The organism is Labrenzia sp. THAF191a (assembly GCF_009363335.1).
GTDB lineage: Bacteria > Pseudomonadota > Alphaproteobacteria > Rhizobiales > Stappiaceae > Roseibium > Roseibium algicola.
On record NZ_CP045333.1, the window covers coordinates 5843322 to 5858941 of the forward strand.

The 15620-nt window shown below is 59.6% G+C and carries 17 protein-coding genes and 1 tRNA gene; 3 read left to right on the forward strand and 15 right to left on the reverse strand.

Translation table 11 applies throughout. The features are described 5' to 3' along the window. Nucleotides 1-7: 7 nt before the first annotated feature. The 8 genes from FIV05_RS26830 to FIV05_RS26865 all read right to left on the reverse strand — a co-directional run bounded on the left by FIV05_RS26830 (nt 8) and on the right by FIV05_RS26865 (nt 6372). On the reverse strand, nt 8-1288 hold the full coding sequence (locus tag FIV05_RS26830) for a glutamate-5-semialdehyde dehydrogenase (RefSeq protein ID WP_152511618.1): 1281 nt from the start codon (nt 1286-1288) through the stop codon (nt 8-10). Nucleotides 1289-1383: 95 nt separating this feature from the next. Continuing rightward, entirely contained in the window at nt 1384-2508 is a 1125-nt protein-coding gene (proB, locus tag FIV05_RS26835) for a glutamate 5-kinase (protein ID WP_152511619.1), read from the reverse strand. Further along, nucleotides 2508-3554 (reverse strand): GTPase ObgE, encoded by a 1047-nt coding sequence (obgE, locus tag FIV05_RS26840; RefSeq protein WP_023001684.1) that lies wholly within the window; start codon nt 3552-3554, stop codon nt 2508-2510. The genes proB and obgE overlap by 1 nt, the downstream gene beginning before the upstream one ends. 46 nt (nt 3555-3600) lie before the next feature. Continuing rightward, the gene (locus FIV05_RS26845; RefSeq protein ID WP_152511620.1) at nt 3601-4143 is read right to left on the reverse strand and encodes a GNAT family N-acetyltransferase; all 543 of its coding nucleotides are present in this window, start codon (nt 4141-4143) and stop codon (nt 3601-3603) included. Further along, a complete protein-coding gene (locus tag FIV05_RS26850) occupies nt 4143-4712 on the reverse strand; it encodes a GNAT family N-acetyltransferase (RefSeq protein WP_152511621.1) in 570 nt (189 codons plus the stop codon). The genes FIV05_RS26845 and FIV05_RS26850 overlap by 1 nt, the downstream gene beginning before the upstream one ends. Beyond that, complete coding sequence (locus tag FIV05_RS26855) at nt 4709-5314, reverse strand: GNAT family N-acetyltransferase (protein ID WP_209009801.1); 606 nt, start codon at nt 5312-5314, stop codon at nt 4709-4711. Before FIV05_RS26855 ends, FIV05_RS26850 begins: the two co-directional genes overlap by 4 nt. 138 nt (nt 5315-5452) lie before the next feature. After that, entirely contained in the window at nt 5453-5722 is a 270-nt protein-coding gene (gene rpmA / locus FIV05_RS26860) for a 50S ribosomal protein L27 (protein ID WP_006933726.1), read from the reverse strand. Nucleotides 5723-5772: 50 nt separating this feature from the next. After that, entirely contained in the window at nt 5773-6372 is a 600-nt protein-coding gene (locus tag FIV05_RS26865; protein WP_023014642.1) for a 50S ribosomal protein L21, read from the reverse strand. Nucleotides 6373-7005: 633 nt separating this feature from the next. Between FIV05_RS26865 and FIV05_RS26870 the strand changes: the two genes are divergently transcribed. Beyond that, nucleotides 7006-7095, forward strand: a tRNA-Ser gene (locus FIV05_RS26870). 59 nt (nt 7096-7154) lie between these two features. Here FIV05_RS26870 and FIV05_RS26875 read toward each other — a convergent pair. After that, nucleotides 7155-7763, reverse strand: coding sequence for an NAD(P)-binding domain-containing protein (locus FIV05_RS26875; RefSeq protein WP_152511623.1), 609 nt, complete (start codon nt 7761-7763; stop codon nt 7155-7157). A 91-nt stretch (nt 7764-7854) separates the two neighbouring features. Then, nucleotides 7855-8607, reverse strand: a complete 753-nt coding sequence (locus FIV05_RS26880) for a glucose 1-dehydrogenase (protein WP_152511624.1) — start codon at nt 8605-8607, stop codon at nt 7855-7857. Nucleotides 8608-8718: 111 nt separating this feature from the next. Between FIV05_RS26880 and FIV05_RS26885 the strand changes: the two genes are divergently transcribed. Then, nucleotides 8719-9621: a LysR family transcriptional regulator gene (locus FIV05_RS26885; RefSeq protein ID WP_077290572.1), complete on the forward strand. Its 903-nt coding sequence runs from the start codon at nt 8719-8721 to the stop codon at nt 9619-9621. A 191-nt stretch (nt 9622-9812) separates the two neighbouring features. Here the strand turns inward: FIV05_RS26885 and FIV05_RS26890 are convergent, their stop codons facing one another. The 5 genes from FIV05_RS26890 to FIV05_RS26910 are packed head-to-tail and all read right to left on the reverse strand — an operon-like array spanning nt 9813 to nt 14521. Then, nucleotides 9813-11321, reverse strand: coding sequence for a tripartite tricarboxylate transporter permease (locus FIV05_RS26890; RefSeq protein ID WP_152511625.1), 1509 nt, complete (start codon nt 11319-11321; stop codon nt 9813-9815). A gap of 5 nt (nt 11322-11326) precedes the next feature. Beyond that, nucleotides 11327-11788, reverse strand: coding sequence for a tripartite tricarboxylate transporter TctB family protein (locus tag FIV05_RS26895; protein ID WP_152511626.1), 462 nt, complete (start codon nt 11786-11788; stop codon nt 11327-11329). 59 nt (nt 11789-11847) lie between these two features. Then, the gene (locus FIV05_RS26900) at nt 11848-12801 is read right to left on the reverse strand and encodes a tripartite tricarboxylate transporter substrate binding protein (protein ID WP_152511627.1); all 954 of its coding nucleotides are present in this window, start codon (nt 12799-12801) and stop codon (nt 11848-11850) included. A gap of 26 nt (nt 12802-12827) precedes the next feature. Continuing rightward, entirely contained in the window at nt 12828-13508 is a 681-nt protein-coding gene (locus FIV05_RS26905; RefSeq protein ID WP_173013960.1) for an RraA family protein, read from the reverse strand. Nucleotides 13509-13510: 2 nt separating this feature from the next. Next, nucleotides 13511-14521 carry a hydroxyacid dehydrogenase gene (locus FIV05_RS26910; protein WP_152511629.1) on the reverse strand — a complete coding sequence of 337 codons (1011 nt, stop codon included), beginning with the start codon at nt 14519-14521 and terminating at the stop codon, nt 13511-13513. A gap of 179 nt (nt 14522-14700) precedes the next feature. On the opposite strand from FIV05_RS26910, the gene FIV05_RS26915 reads away from it, so the two are divergent. Beyond that, a complete protein-coding gene (locus tag FIV05_RS26915) occupies nt 14701-15600 on the forward strand; it encodes a LysR family transcriptional regulator (protein ID WP_152511630.1) in 900 nt (299 codons plus the stop codon). Nucleotides 15601-15620 lie beyond the last annotated feature (20 nt).

Genomic DNA, 15620 nt, shown 5'->3' on the forward strand with positions numbered 1-15620 from the left:
GCGGTCGTCACGGGCGGGTCTGGCCGGTGCCATGCACCTTGTACTTGAAGCTGGTCAGCTGCTCCACGCCCACTGGTCCGCGTGCGTGCATGCGCCCAGTGGCAATGCCGATCTCCGCACCCATGCCGAATTCACCACCATCGGCAAACTGGGTTGAAGCATTGTGCAGCACGATGGCGGAATCCACTTCCCGCTGGAACCGGTCGGCGGTCGCCTGATCTTCGGTCAGTATGCAATCGGTATGGTTGGAACCGTAGCGCGCGATATGCTCCATGGCAGCGTCGAGATCCGCGACCACCTTCACCGAAAGGATCTTGTCCAGATATTCCGTCGACCAGTCATCCTCGCTTGCCGGCACGATGTTTTCGCAGATGTCACGCACAATCGCACCGCCCCGGATCTCGCAGCCCTTTTCCTGAAGTGCCTTCACGATCACCGGCAAGTGGCTGTGGGCCACGTCTTCATGCACCAGCAATGTTTCCAGCGCACCGCAGATGCCGGTCCGGCGCAGCTTGGAATTGACGATCACCTCGACGGATTTCTCAAGATCTGCCGCCTTGTCGACGAAGATATGCACCAGGCCTTCCAGATGGGCAAAGACCGGCACGCGAGCTTCGGTCTGCACACGCTCGACAAGGCTGCGGCCACCACGCGGAACGATGACATCGAGGTTGCCTTGAAGACCGCGCAGCATCTCGCCAACAGCGGCCCTGTCGGTCACCGGAACGATCTGGATCGCATCTTCCGGCAGACCGGCGGCGACGAGGCCTTTCTGCAGGGCTGCGTGGATCGCGCGGTTGGAATTGATGGTGTCGGAGCCGCCACGCAGAACAACGGCGTTGCCGGCTTTCAGACACAGCGCGCCTGCATCCGCGGTCACGTTCGGGCGGCTTTCGTAAATGACACCGATAACACCCAGGGGCGTGCGCACACGTTCGATCTTCAGGCCGTTCGGCCGGTCCCAGGCGGCGATAACACTGCCGACGGGATCGTCCAGCGCGACGATGTCCTCAAGGGCTTTGGCAATCGCCTCGATCCGCTCTTCGGTAAGTGTGCCACGATCCAGGAACGCTGCCGTCTGGCCGCCTGCCTTCATCGCTTCAAGATCGAGACGGTTGCCTGCAAGAATATCCGGTGTTGCAGCCCGAACGGCGGCTGCCATTTCGGCCAGGGCCTTGTTCTTCTGGTCTGCTGGAGCGATGGCAAGGATCCGGCCGGCAGCACGGGCGCGCTGCCCGATCTCTGCCATCAAGTCCTCGGTCGTCCTTGCCTCGACTACTTCCAGCATACTCACTTGCTCCCGTTTTGCGGCGCTCTCCGCCGCCAGTCTTTCCGCGTTTTAGCGCGTTCTGCCTCAAAAGGCATCCATCGGTTCGCTCACACTCACTCGAGCGCGGGCAGTTCCAGAACCAGATCGTCCCGATGGATCATTTCCGCCCGGCCCGGATAGCCGACGATGGCTTCAATCTCGCGGCTGTTGCGGCCTGCAATCAACTGCGCCTCGTCCGCGTCATATGCAATCAGCCCCCGGCCGATGATCCGGCCTTCCGGGTTGAGCAATGTCACGGCGTCGCCGCGCGAAAAACTTCCCGATACCGATGTCACTCCGGCAGGCAGGAGGCTCTTGCCAGACGTCATCGCCTTGACCGCGCCTGCATCCAGCCGGATTTCGCCGCGCGGCTCCAGATGGCCGCCAATCCAGGCCTTGCGGGCGCTGGCAGGTGAACTGAGCGCCGGGAACCAGGTGCCACGGGCGCCCTGATCCAGCCGCTGAAGCGGGTTGAGTTCCTTGCCGGACGTGATCACCATCGACGTTCCGGCCGCGGTCGCGATCTTGCCGGCATCGATTTTCGTCTTCATGCCGCCGCGCGAAAGCTCCGACCCGGCGCTGCCGGCCATGGATTCGATTTCATGGGTAATGCGCGGCACTTCCGGCAGGAACACTGCATCGGGGTTCTGCTGGGGCGGGGCGGTGTAAAGCCCGTCGATATCCGACAAAAGCACAAGGCAGTCGGCACTGGCCATGGTGGCAACACGCGCTGCCAGCCGGTCGTTGTCGCCATAGCGAATCTCGGAAGTCGCTACGGAATCATTTTCGTTGATGATCGGTACCGCACCAAGCTTCAACAGAGTGCCGATAGTGGCGCGCGCATTGAGATAGCGCCGCCTTTCTTCCGTGTCGCCAAGGGTGAGCAGAATCTGACCAGCCTTCTTGCCATGCGCACCGAGGGCATCCGCGTAGGCCTGGGCCAGCGCGATCTGACCGGCTGCGGCCGCCGCCTGACTTTCCTCCAGCTTCAGCGGCCCACCCGGCAGCCCGAGAATACCGCGGCCAAGCGCAATCGATCCGGAGGAGACAAGCAGCACCTCCGCACCGGCATCGCACAGCTTGACCACATCGGCGATCAGCGCGTTGAGCCAGCTACGCTTGAGTTCGCCCTGCTCGACAAGCAAGGCGGAGCCGATCTTGACAACGATGCGGCTGAAGTCTCTCAGACTGCGGGACATCAGGGATGCCAGCCCTCTTGTTCGGGTGCAGGCACCTGGTTGGCTTCTTCTTCCTTATCCCTGTCAATCGCGCGAACGATCATGCGCAGCGCCCGGTCGACATTGAGGCCACTGGCCGAGGACAGGATCAGCGGTTTCTGACCACAGGCTTCCTCAAGGCTCGCCGCCTTTTCGGCAATCAGGTCTTCATTGAGAGCGTCGCACTTGCTGAGCGCCACGATCTCGGGTTTCTCCGTAAGCCCGGCGCCATAGGCATCCAACTCGCCGCGCACGATCCTATAGGCTTCGCCCGGGTCTTCCTGGCCGGAGCCGTCGACCAGATGAAGCAGAACGCGGGTGCGTTCGACATGCCCAAGGAAGCGGTCGCCAAGACCCGTGCCTTCGTGCGCGCCCTCGATCAGGCCGGGAATATCGGCCATGGCAAAGCTGCGGCCGTCGATCTGCACGATGCCAAGATTTGGGTGAATGGTCGTGAACGGATAGTCGGCAATTTTCGGCTTTGCAGCCGATACCGTCGCAAGGAAGGTGGACTTGCCCGCATTGGGCAGGCCGACCAGGCCGGCATCGGCGATCAGCTTCAGCCGCAGCCAGATCCATTTTTCCTCGCCTTCAAGACCAGGGTTGGCCCTGCGCGGCGCCTGATTGACCGACGACTTGAAATGGGCGTTGCCGAAGCCGCCGTTGCCCCCTTTCAGAAGCATCACCTTCTGGCCAAGCTCGGTCAGGTCGGCAATCAGCGTCTCGTTGTCTTCCTCGAAGATCTGGGTACCGACAGGAACCTTCAGCACGACGTCGCCGCCGTGCGCGCCCGTGCGGTTGCGGCCCATGCCGTGAATGCCGGTTTCCGCCTTGAAATGCTGCTTGTAGCGATAGTCGATCAGCGTGTTCAGGCCGTCGACACATTCGATGATGACATCACCACCCTTGCCGCCGTCACCACCGTCCGGTCCGCCATATTCGATGTATTTCTCGCGTCGGAACGATACGCAGCCCGCTCCGCCATTGCCAGAGCGCACATAGATCTTGGCCTGATCTAGGAATTTCATTTTCTTTTTCTCTTTTCGTCCTGTGTCAGGCCGGATCCCGATCGGATCAATGGCCGTTCAGAAAGTCTGTTCGTGTCAGCTCGGTGCGAATGGCGGGCATCGTACAGCCTCGCGACACGCTGGCACAGCCCACTTCACCAACTTCCCGGAAACCCAATTTCCGGGCAACGCCGAGCGAAGCTGGGTTATCCATCATGGCTTCGCAGGCGACCAACTTGTGATCCGTATTGCCGAACAGCCAGGCGACCGCCGCCTGCACTGCTTCGCTCATATATCCCTTGCCCCAATAGGCGCGCCCCAGCCAATAGCCGATCTCCGGGGTCTCCCGCAACTTTTTGAAGCCGATGCCACCGATCATCAGGCCGTCGCAGTCGATCTGGAAACCGAGTTCCTCCGCCTCCTGCCATGTCGACCAGCGCTCGACAGACAGCGCCAGATAGGCCCGGCCCTGCTCCAGATCGTAAGGGTAGGTAACCCGCGACAGCATCTTGGCGACTTCGTAGTCCCCCAGAAGCTCGGCGCAGCGATCCAGATCCTCCGGGCGCGGGGCTCGAAGGACCAGACGCCCGGTCTTCAGAACTGGCGACATCAGGCCGCTTCCTTGCGTGCATCGAAATCGGTGCGCGCCAGGCGGACGATCACGTTGGAAACCCTTCGGTCGAGTGCCTTCGAAAAACGTTCCGTCATGGAATAGGGCTTGAAACCCATTTTCCGCAGCAGACCGCGGGAGCGGAAGTTGTCCTCAAAGGCGCGCGCGGCTATGGCGTCCGTCTCAAAGGCTTCAAACGCCCAGGCGAGAGCAGCCTCTACAGCCTCGCTGGCATAGCCATGCCCCTGAAACGCCCGGCCGAGCCAATAGCCGAGTGTCGGCAGGTTCGGCAGATCATCCAGGTCACCCGGCGGTTCGATGGCAACCACCCCGATGAACACCCCACCGAGCGTAATGGCAAACAACGCTTCGGTTTCGAACGGATCCTTGCCGACCACCGTTTTCAGGAAGGCTTCCGCAGCCCCTTCCTCATAAGGCCAGGTGAACGACGTCATCCAGCGGGCGACCTCGAAATCCTTGCCCGCCAGCGCAACCATGGCTTCGGCGTCCGACATCTCGATCGACCGCAGGATCAGGCGTCTTGTTTTCAGCTCAGGCAACATGCTCATCGTCCCTGCCCCCATCTTTTCAATGACTTCCAGACAGCCCGCTCCAGCGTATAGCGCTCGATGGGCACCGAGCCACCCGCCCCGAGAGAGCGGATCATGGCCTGGTCGCGATACTGAAATCCGGATTTGACGAGCACCCGGCGCGATGCCGGGTTGGTGACCCTGCAGGATCCCTGCAGCTCGCCGATGTCATGATAGGTGAAGGCATGGTCGACCAGTGCATGCACCGCCTCTGTTGCCAGACCCTGGCCCCAGAAGGGTTCACCCAGCCAATAGCCGACATGCACCGGACCGCCGGGCTCGACATTGGCATACCGCGCGATGCCGATCAGCCGGCCGGTTAACTTCAGGCGGATGGCAAAGCTTGAAGAACGGGGCTGGTTGATCGCGGCCTTGGCGACCAGCGCCCGGGCATCGTCCAACGCGAAGGGATGCGGCATGGTGGAAAGGTTTGCCGCCACTTTCTTGTTGTTGGCCAGAAATACCATATCGGCCAAATCGTCCATACGCGGCTTGTCGAGCCGCACACGAACCGCTTCCTGCGGCAATGGGGCCGCAGCCAGACTGCTTTCGTCTAATAAACCGTCACTTTCAACAACCATCTTTTCCTCCAGCCAAAACAAATCAAGGGAGAGATGGCGCCCCATCTCCCCCTTGGATCTTGACTGGTCGGATTGCTGACCTGTCTCGAATTGCCGGGGTCTTACGGGACGCCGGCGTTTCGAAACTTCACGTCGGCTTTACTCCGCTGCTTCCGCTACCGGGAGCACGTTAATGTAGGTTCGCTTGTTGGCTTTCGCCTGGAACTCTACCTTGCCTTCCACGGTTGCGAAGATGGTATGGTCCTTGCCCATACCAACGCCGGTGCCCGGGTGCCAGGTAGTGCCGCGCTGACGCGCGATGATGTTGCCGGGAATCACAGCTTCCCCGCCGAATTTCTTGATGCCGAGACGGCGGCCAGCTGAGTCGCGGCCGTTGCGGGACGAGCCGCCTGCCTTTTTATGTGCCATCGTTAGAACTCCTCGTTCTTCGAATACTTTTTAGGTTCGGGAGCGGCGGCTTAGTTGCCAGCCAGTTCCTTGGCCTGCTCAACCCAATTACCGCGTTCGAACTTGCCTTTCAGGCCAGTTTCTTCTTCAACGCGTGCGACGTCGTCAGCAGACATTGCTGCGATCTGAGCGAAGGTGGTGATACCTGCTTCGTTCAGCTTCTTCACAGCTGCCGGACCGGCGCCATCGAGTTTCTTCAGGTCGTCGGCGCCTTCTGCTGCAGCCGGTGCGGCTTCAGCGGTTTCTTCAGCCTTCGGCGCTGCCTTCTTCGGCGCTGCCTTCTTGGCCGGCTTTGCACCACCGGTCAGGATATCGGTCACCTTCACGAGGGTGAAAGCCTGACGATGGCCGTTGCGGCGGCGGGAATTCTGACGCCGGCGCTTCTTGAAAATGATAACCTTGCGGTTACGGCCCTGTTCGACCACTTCGGCAACCACGGTTGCGCCTTCGACAAGCGGAGCGCCTACGGTGGTGTCGGTGCCATTGCCGACCATCAGAACCTCTTCAAAGGTGACGGTGCTGCCGGCTTCGGCATCGAGCTTTTCGACCTTCAGGAGGTCATCGGCGGCAACAGTGTACTGCTTGCCACCCGTCTTGATCACTGCGAACATGTCTCGCACGTCCTTCTTTTCGTTTTTGACACACCGGAACGGGCTGTTAAACCATCGAACCGGCTGCTTTTCAGGTCGAACCGAGGCGCCTGTCTCTCCAGGTCTTGATCCTGGCTGACAAGTCTTTGTGTCGGGTTGAGCGTGAAGCTTTTAAAGCCCGGCAGGCCTTGAACGACAAACATAACTCGAAAAAGCGAACCTTTTCGAGCCCGCGCAATATAGTCGGCCCGTTCTCGTTGTCAAACGGAAATCTGGCCTTTCTGCCGCAAAACCGCTTGTTTTCGTTTCCCTGGCGCCCTCGCATTCGCGGCGGTTTCTCTCGTGGTCACCACGATTCCCGCAAACAGGGAAACGCCAATCAGCGTTGACGGCCGTTATCGGGGCAAGCCGACATCCGGTCAATCCGAATCTCCATGGCGTTCCCTCCTCCCCTTCCCCGAGCTCCCTGCAGACCGCTTTTCGCGTCGTGCGAATACGTCTGCAGGCGGTCAATTCACGCCCAGGAAGCCGACAAACCGGGCAAAAACAGCCCCAATCCACAAACTGAAAAAAGAACTCATTTCCGGGCTTGCAGGGCGCGCAGAGTGTGTCTATGTTCCGCGCCACTTGAGACCCGTTTATCGCAAGTACCGCGGAGAGGTGCCGGAGTGGTTGAACGGGGCGGTCTCGAAAACCGTTGAGCGCGCAAGCGTTCCGGGGGTTCGAATCCCCCTCTCTCCGCCATATATATTCCTGCGCTGCAGCCTTCGGCTGCTTGAACGCATGGCTCCGGGTCAGCTTTATCACCTGCCGCCATCGATGAAGAGTTCCAGGCCGCTCAGCGCGCCGCCGAGTTCCATCAGCCTCCCGCCTGCCGCCAGCGAACCGATGCACACCGGGTGCAGATGGATGTCTGAAACCAGATGCTGTGCGATGGCGACAGCGTCTTCGTCGTCACCGGCAACGAACAGGACTCGCCGCAAACGGTCTTCCTGTAACGGCGCGATCATTGTAGCGACCGGAAGAGTGTTGAACGTTTTCACGACACGGGCGCCGGGGGCCAGGCGGGCGACAATCTCGCTGCCGGTCTCTTCCCCCAGATCATCGATCTCGAACGACGGTGCATAGCTGGTGAAGATATTTGTCGCGTCGATCAAGACGCGGTTGTCCCAGTCGATATCAGGCGTAAGCACGTCGCTGAGTTTCGTCCATGGCATGGCCAGGACAGCGACCGGTTTGTTCATGGCCTCCGCCGCATGGCCGGCGGCTATCCCTTTCCCAAGTCGCGTCACGACATCACGCAGACTTTCCGGCCCACGGCTGTTGGCCAGGACTATGTAGTGACCGGCAGCGGCCAGCCGACTGGCGAGGGCCTGCCCGAGCGACGCTGCGCCCAGAATTCCGATTTCCATCGAAGAGACTCCTTGAGAGCGTATTGAAGTGAGCGCGTGGGCCAGACGGCCAAACCGGTTGTCGGCTCGGACCGTCTGGTCAACCGCGGACTTAAATCTGGTTCATGCCACCATCGACGAACAGTTCGATGCCGTTGACGAAGCTCGATGCCTCTGAAGCAAGAAAGAGCACTGCGTTGCTGATGTCTTCCGGCCGGCCGATCCGGCCAGAGGGAATATTGCCGAGGATATGGTTCTTGACACCTTCGGCCTGCTCACCGCCACCGAAGAGATCGTTGAGGCCGGCGGTCTCGGTCAGCCCGGGGCTGATAACGTTCACCCGGATATTGCGGTCCTTCAGATCGAGGATCCAGCTGCGGGCGAAATTGCGCACTGCCGCCTTGGTTGCCGAATAGACACTGAAGTTCGGTGTCCCCGCGGTGCCCGTGGTCGAAGACGTCAGGATGATCGAGGCTCCGTCCCGCAGCAGCGGCAGCGCCTTTTGCACGGTGAAAAGAACACCTTTCACATTGGTATCGAATGTCTTTTGATAGTGCTCTTCGCTGATCTCGCCGAGCGGGGCAAATTCACCTCCACCGGCATTGGCGAAGAGTACATCAATCTGGCTGTGCTGCTGCTGGACCGCGTCGTACAGCCGGTCGATATCTGCAAGCACGGACATATCCCCCTGCACGCCGGTCGTTCGCCCGCCAATGGACTTGACGGCTTCGTCAAGAGTTGCCTGGCGGCGACCGGTGATAAAGACGGATGCCCCCGCAGATGCGAATGCTTTTGCCGTCGCGAGACCGATGCCACTGGTTCCGCCGGTGACAACCACAACCTTGTTCTCGAAGTTCTGTGTCATTTCATTCTCCTGTCTGACGGCACGATTGCCGTTGACATGAAGATGCAAATGGAACGATCGTTTCTGTAGTGGGCATTTTCAACACTTAGCGTTCCATAGAAAGAACGATCTATGCAGCAAGACCTGAATGACCTGGCTTATTTCGCCGAGGTGGTGGCGCATCGCGGATTTGCGCCGGCAGGCCGGGCGATCGGCGTTCCCAAGTCAAAGCTCAGCCGGCGAATAGCGGCTCTGGAAGAGCGCCTGGGCGTAAGGCTGATCGAAAGATCAAGCCGGCGGTTTCGGGTCACCGACATCGGGGAGCAATTCTATGAGCGGTGCCGCAGCATGCAGTCGGAAGCTGAGCACGCCCATGCCCTGGTTGCGGAATCCCGGGCAGAACCGCACGGGCTGATCCGCTTCGGATGCCCAACCGGCCTCGTTGAGGTTGTTGCCCCGCTGATAAGCGAGTTCCTGTCTCGTCACCCCAAGGTACGGCTGCAGCTCGTAGCAGCCGATCGGGCGCTGGACCTGATCTCGGAACGCATTGATCTCGCCTTGCGTGTGCGTACGGCGTTGACCAGCGATGCCTCGCTGACAATGCGTACGATCGGTACGTCAATCAGAATTCTGGTTGCAAATCCAGGTCTGGCGCAGACCGTTCATGAGGTCGATGACCTGGACAAAGTTCCCTTGCTATCGACGAGTGATAGCGCGGATGAAATCGAATGGAACATCGAAACCGACATGGGCGAAACCCGCGCGTTTCGAAAGCAGGCCAGGATGGGCTGCGCGGATTTTTCGGCAACACGAACGGCCGTGAAGAAGGGTCTCGGTGTAGCGCTTTTGCCCGACCACGTCTGCAGCGCGGAACTGGCTACCGGGGATCTTGTGCGTGTCCTCCCGCAATGGCGAAGTCAGAAAGGGATCGTGCATCTGGTCTTCACGACGCGGCGCGGGCTGCCGCCAGCTGTCCGATCATTCATCGACCATCTTGCCCGCTGTTTTCCAAAGGATGCGCTGAGCTACGAATAACAGTCGAAACCAACCCATGTTGCGACTCCGTCAGTCCTTCGTAAGGTACTGTGGCGGATCCCCGAGAAATCAGAGCAAACGGATCTCATGGAAAGGAATGAAACAGGCAGAAAACCCCGATGCGAGCTGATCGCTCTGCACCGGGGTCCTGATTTTTCAGGCAAGTTTCCCGTCAAATACTCAAGGTCTTGTCAGCTGGTAGCCTCTTCCCTTTTGGCGCCTTGAATCCGCCGCTTGATCATCGGCCCGACGACAACCGCGACCGTCAGGGCTACCAGAACCAGGCTGGTTGTATTCGAGAACAGGACCAGCCAGTCGCCGCGTCCGATCCGCAAGGCAAGACGAAGGTTTTCCTCGGAAAACCCACCCAGGATTAGACCCAGGACAACCGGTGGCAGAGGGAACTTGAGCTTGTCCATTACCCAGCCGATCGCACCGAAGCCGAGCATCAGATAGACATCGAACATCCGTCCGTGGATCGAATAAACCCCGATCAGCATCAAGACGATGATGACCGACCCCAGGAGAGGACGCGGAAGATTCAAAAGGCGCGCAAAACTGTTCGTAGCCAGAGCCCCGCCAAGCAGCACCAGAAGGATCGCGCCGAACAGGAACTGCCACATGAAGCCGAATACCACGTCCGGATTGTCCCGGAACAGCATGGGCCCCGGCTGCAGACCATGCACCAGCAACCCACCCAGCATGACCGCAGCGACAGCAGTTCCCGGGATGCCAAGTGTCAGGGCCGGGATTAGCGCGGAAGCGGTGTCGGCATTGTTTGCTGTTTCCGCGGCCGCAACGCCTTCGGGTTCACCATTGCCCCAGGTATCCGGTGTTTTCGAGGCCCGGCGAGCTTCGTTATAGGACATGAAAGCAGCCATCGAACCGCCGGCTCCCGGAAGAATTCCGATCCAGATCCCGATGATCGATGAACGGATCCATGTCTTCCAGAAGCGGTACATGCGAGGCAGCGCACGCCAGATCGGCTCCGTTCCCAGCTTGGAACTGTTGACGCCGTCCGTTTTCAAAGGCGTTTCGAGCAGATCGATGACCGGAGGCAGCGCGTAGAGACCGACGAGCAGAATGACGATATTGACGCCGTCCAGAAGCTCCAGCTGTCCGAAAGTGTAGCGATCATTTCCATAGATCGGGTCCGAGCCCACCACTGAGACGAAAACACCGAAACAGGCGCTGATCAGCCCTTTCACCGGGTTGCCTCCCAGAAGGAAAATGATGCTGGCAAGGCCGAACACGGCAACCCAGAACACTTCCGAAGGGCCAAACAGGAGCGTGACCTTGGAGAGCGGAGGCGCGAGCAGCATCAGGGCAAAGGCGCTTGCGATGCCGCCGATCGAAGATGAGACGACGGCCACTTGCAGCGCAAATCCGCCCTCGCCCTTTTGCGCCATCGGATAACCGTCGAACGTTGTCGCAACGGCTGCGGGGGTTCCGGGAATCCGCAGAAGAACTGCGGGGATGGCACCGCCATACATTGCACCGTTGTAGATGCCGGCCATCAGACCGAGCGCGACCAGAGGTTCGAGACCGAACGTGAATGGCACAAGCACGGAGATGGCCATCGTGGCGCTCAGGCCGGGCATTGCACCGACAACAATGCCCGCAATCACGCCGATGACGACAGCGGCAAAGTTGGCCAGCCCGAAAACTTCGGGAAGTGCGCTGAGAAGATCGGAGTACATTGAGATCACTCCTGCCAGAGGCGTCCTGCCGGAAAGTCTTGCGACATTCCGTAATCGAAGATCAGCCAGATGGCTCCGGCAACGACCAGGGTTGCCACTGCAAGTCCAAGTGGGTTGCGATAGCCGAAGAGCCAGGCAACGAGCGGAATGGTTATGGCCGTGCTCGGATAAAAGCCGATCAGGTCGGTGGCCAATGCGTAGCCAAGGATCAGCAGAAAGGCACCTGCGACCCGGCCGGGCGACTTGCTCATGGGCTCGGTTTCTTCACCAGCCGACGCCTTGCGTTGATCGGCGATAAGAAGCAGTAGCGAGAGGATGATCAGCCCGACCAGCATCACGGCTGGCAGCAGGGCAGATATCGGCCTCAATGTCGAGGTCGGGTAGAGAAAAGCAAACGCGGCCGCGGCGATGCCAAGAGCGGTCAGTGTCTCGGGCCGGAGAAGGCGGTGTGTACGATGGTCGGACATGGCACTGGCTTTATCTGAGTAAGAGAGGCCGCGCGGGGGCGTGCCCCGCGCAACGCGCATCAGTTCCAGGGAGTCGTATCCCAGACCTGCTTTGCAAGGGTATGCAGATCCTCGGTCAATGCCTTGAAATCGTCCCCGGTTACCACTTCGACCGGATTTGCGGTTTCCTTCATGGCTTTGAGGAACTCCGGATCAGAGGCAAGCTGTTCGAATGCGGCAAGAAGCTTTGCCTGGACATCCTCAGGCAGGCTGGCAGGCGCAACGAACCCCCGCATGGATCCGTTAATCAGGTCCAGCCCCTGCTCCTTGAAGGTTGGCAGGTCTGGCGCAAAGTCAGAGCGCTCCGGCGTCGCAACGCCAAGTACATTCAGTTCTTCCTGAAACTCGGCCACCTCGGAAATGTTCAGGATACCCATCGCCACGTGTCCGCCCATGAGTGCGGTTCGCGCCGGCGCGGAGCCCTTGAACGGAACGATGGTGAACTCGGTTTCGGTCAGGCCCTCAAGCTTGATCAGCGCGAAGTGATCATCGCCTCCGAGGCTGGACATCCCGACGGTGATGGCCCCGGGATTGGCCTTGGCTTCCGCGATCAACTTGTCGAGCGTGTCGAGACCGCTCGCCTTGGAGGTGACGATCACGTTGGGATCGTTCACCACATTGGCGAGATAGGTGAAGCTGTCGGCATCATATTCCGCTTCACGATCAATCGTGCGCGCCATCATGCCCGGAAGGTTGAAGGTGCCGAGCGTGTAGCCGTCCGGAGAAGATCTCGCCGTTTCCGTAATGCCGATCTGCCCACTTGCACCCGGCATGTTCTTGACGACGAGGCTTGCCCCTTCGCCCAAATATTTTTCGATGAAAGGTGCAGCGGTGCGGGCCATAACGTCCGTGCCGCCGCCTGCGGAATATCCGACAATGACCTCGATGGGTTTTTCGGGATAGTCGGCCATGGCAGCCCCAGCGACCATAACCAGCGCACCTGCAATTGCAGAAGCCTTCAGGTAAGTAAGCATTTGTCTCCTCCCTTTGTTGAGACTGTTCAGTAATCCGGAAATTCGCAACCGCGTTCCTTGAGGGCTGCGTCCACCCAGCTGCGATCGTTCTTGCCTTCAGCGATTGCCTTCATCTGCCGTTCTTCGGCATCCTGCTTCGCCAGGGTCTGGCGAAGAATTTTCTCGGCCCCATCCAGGGGAACCGCGAGCACGCCATCGGAATCGCCCAGCACGATGTCACCTGGCTCGATCACCATTCCGTCCAGACTGATCGGAACATTGATTTCACCCGGGCCGTCCTTGTAGGGGCCGCGATGGGTGACCCCCGCGGCGAAGGTCGGCAGGTTGGTCTTGAGAAAGGCATCGACATCGCGGATTGCGCCATTCAAGACAAAGCCCGCAACCCCTCTCTTGACGGCATAGGCAAGCATCAGCTCACCCATGAGGGCATTGGAAAGATCCCCACCGGCATCGACAACGATCACATCACCGGGTTTGGCCAGATCGATCGCCTTGTGCAGCATCAGGTTGTCACCCGGACGGCTCTTGACGGTCAGCGCCACACCGGCCAGGCCGCCGGAGGAATGCATCGGTCGCAGACGCGGACCGGCGGCTGCGAGGCGTCCCATGCAGTCGGAGACATTGGCAACCGGAAGCTTGGCAAATTCAGCAACGAGTTCCAGCGGCGCAGCTTGTTTTCGGCTGCAAATACGAAAGCCAACCGACATGTTCATTCTCCTGCTTTGGCGTACATGGCACCGGCGTCGGCCAGAAGTGCACGATTTGCTATGCGTTCACGGGCGACAGGCTGGCCATCCAGAACCTGGAAGATGCCGCGCACGGCTTCCACTCCCACACGTGCACCGGCTTCGCGCGTGACGCCGCCGATATGCGGAGTGACAACGATGCGGTTTTCACTGAAGAACGGATGGTTCGCCTGGGGTGGTTCCACGGCAAAGGTGTCAAGTCCTGCACCTGCAAGATGACCTGATTGAACTGCAGCGAGCAGCGCGTCTTCGTCAATCAGCCCACCACGTGCCGTGTTGATCACGTAGCTGCCTTCCGGCATGCGCGCGATGGCTTCGGCGTTCAGGATCTGGCGAGTCTGATCGGTCAGCGGACAATGAAGGCTCAGGACATCGGATTGTTCCAGCAGCTCTTCGAGCGAGCTGCAGCGTTTTACGTCCAGTCTTTCGAATACGTCGTTGTCGGCATAGGGATCGAAGCCGATCAGGTTCAGGCCAATGCCCTTGGCAATTCGGCCTGTCGCCTGCGCAATAGACCCCATCCCCAAAAGGCCCAGTCGGCTTCCTGCCAGCTCGCGGCCAAGAAAACCCGCCTTTTCCCAGCGGCCGGCACGAAGCCCTGCGTCAAGCGGCAGGATGCGCTTCACTGTGGCAAGCATGAGTGCAATCGCATGTTCGGCGACTGAAACTGCATTTGCGCCTGTTGCAACAAGTACCGGAATGCCGCGGGATGCGGCTGCCTGGAGATCTATGTTATCGACGCCAACACCATGCTTTGAAATGACGCGGAGATTTGGAGCCTTTTCCAGGACGTCGGCATCCAGTCGGCCCATTCGCGAGACGATCCCTTCCGCCCCGGTCTCGACCAGAAGCGTGGAGATCACATCACTGTCTGCATAGGCCGGGGTATGAACGGTTTCGTATCCATGGTCTTGCACAAGCGCGACAGCACTTGGGTCGAGGTCGGGGCCGGTCACAAGGATTTTCTTGCTCATGCGTACGTCTCTCTGCTCTCCGCAAGCGGAAAGTGATTGTTCTTTGATAGGGGATGAGTGACCGCGTCCGCCTCCCAGCTTGCACGGTTGAATTCCTCCGCCATCTTGGGTAACGGATAGAATGACTTAACAAAAGCGAATTAATCTGGTTCTTATGTTAAGAAAAACTGGATGAAGGTATGGACACCCGTCAACTCAAGACCCTGGTCGCTATTGCAACCCGTGGCACCTTCACCAAGGCGGCGGAGATCGTAAACCTGACGCCATCGGCAGTCAGCCAACAGATCCAGGCGCTGGAAGTCGAACTGAACATTACCCTGTTCGAACGGTCGTTCCGTCCTCCGAAGTTGACCTCGCAGGGGCTTCAAGTCCTTGAAATGGCTCAGGAGATGTTACGTCTCGAAGACGATACCAAGGCTAATCTGCGGGGAGACAAGCTCGCCGGCACCCTCATGCTGGGCTCTGTTCGTTCCAGTGCATTGAATCTGCTGCCGAGAGCCATTGTCCAGATGCGAAACCAGTATCCCGATCTGAAAACCAATCTCAGAGTTTCTCTGTCTTCAACCCTGATTGCCGATGTGGCTTCCGGACGGCTCGATGCTGCCGTGGTCGCGGAGCATGTCGGCATTCCGCCCGCCTTGCGCTGGAGCCCCTTTCTTCGTGAGCCGCTCTGGCTGATCGCACCGGAAGACACAAAATCCACCGACCCTGCCGACCTGCTGGCCACCTGTCCGTTCATTCGATTTCGCAGCGCCGTGCCGCTTGCCAACCTTATCGACACGGAGATCTCTCGCATGGGGATCGCAACCAACGACATTGCCGAGATCGACACGATCGGATCCATCGTCACATGTGTACGGCAAGGCATGGGGGTTTCCGTTGTACCCCATGTCGCCTTGCAGGAACCGGATCACCAGCGGCTGACAAAACTCCCTTTCGGCAATCCGCAGGTGACAAGGCAAATCGGCATCGTTGAGCGGATCGTATCGCCGCGGGCTGAAATCATCGCGCGTATCCACACGGTACTTGCCGAACTTTGCGCCCCGCATGGCGTAAGCAGAATAGAGGACGTGTCTTGACCCTCCTCCGGAGGATCACC

Coding starts and splice junctions, on each gene's coding strand:
- FIV05_RS26855 (WP_209009801.1), bottom strand. CDS start 5,314: ATGGTTGTTGAAAGTGACGGTTTATTAGACGAAAGCAGTCTGGCTGCG.
- FIV05_RS26890 (WP_152511625.1), bottom strand. CDS start 11,321: ATGTACTCCGATCTTCTCAGCGCACTTCCCGAAGTTTTCGGGCTGGCC.
- FIV05_RS26850 (WP_152511621.1), bottom strand. CDS start 4,712: ATGAGCATGTTGCCTGAGCTGAAAACAAGACGCCTGATCCTGCGGTCG.
- FIV05_RS26895 (WP_152511626.1), bottom strand. CDS start 11,788: ATGTCCGACCATCGTACACACCGCCTTCTCCGGCCCGAGACACTGACC.
- FIV05_RS26830 (WP_152511618.1), bottom strand. CDS start 1,288: ATGCTGGAAGTAGTCGAGGCAAGGACGACCGAGGACTTGATGGCAGAG.
- FIV05_RS26915 (WP_152511630.1), top strand. CDS start 14,701: ATGGACACCCGTCAACTCAAGACCCTGGTCGCTATTGCAACCCGTGGC.
- FIV05_RS26900 (WP_152511627.1), bottom strand. CDS start 12,801: ATGCTTACTTACCTGAAGGCTTCTGCAATTGCAGGTGCGCTGGTTATG.
- FIV05_RS26880 (WP_152511624.1), bottom strand. CDS start 8,607: ATGACACAGAACTTCGAGAACAAGGTTGTGGTTGTCACCGGCGGAACC.
- FIV05_RS26865 (WP_023014642.1), bottom strand. CDS start 6,372: ATGTTCGCAGTGATCAAGACGGGTGGCAAGCAGTACACTGTTGCCGCC.
- FIV05_RS26845 (WP_152511620.1), bottom strand. CDS start 4,143: ATGTCGCCAGTTCTGAAGACCGGGCGTCTGGTCCTTCGAGCCCCGCGC.
- obgE (WP_023001684.1), bottom strand. CDS start 3,554: ATGAAATTCCTAGATCAGGCCAAGATCTATGTGCGCTCTGGCAATGGC.
- FIV05_RS26875 (WP_152511623.1), bottom strand. CDS start 7,763: ATGGAAATCGGAATTCTGGGCGCAGCGTCGCTCGGGCAGGCCCTCGCC.
- FIV05_RS26885 (WP_077290572.1), top strand. CDS start 8,719: ATGCAGCAAGACCTGAATGACCTGGCTTATTTCGCCGAGGTGGTGGCG.
- FIV05_RS26905 (WP_173013960.1), bottom strand. CDS start 13,508: ATGTCGGTTGGCTTTCGTATTTGCAGCCGAAAACAAGCTGCGCCGCTG.
- FIV05_RS26910 (WP_152511629.1), bottom strand. CDS start 14,521: ATGAGCAAGAAAATCCTTGTGACCGGCCCCGACCTCGACCCAAGTGCT.
- proB (WP_152511619.1), bottom strand. CDS start 2,508: ATGTCCCGCAGTCTGAGAGACTTCAGCCGCATCGTTGTCAAGATCGGC.
- rpmA (WP_006933726.1), bottom strand. CDS start 5,722: ATGGCACATAAAAAGGCAGGCGGCTCGTCCCGCAACGGCCGCGACTCA.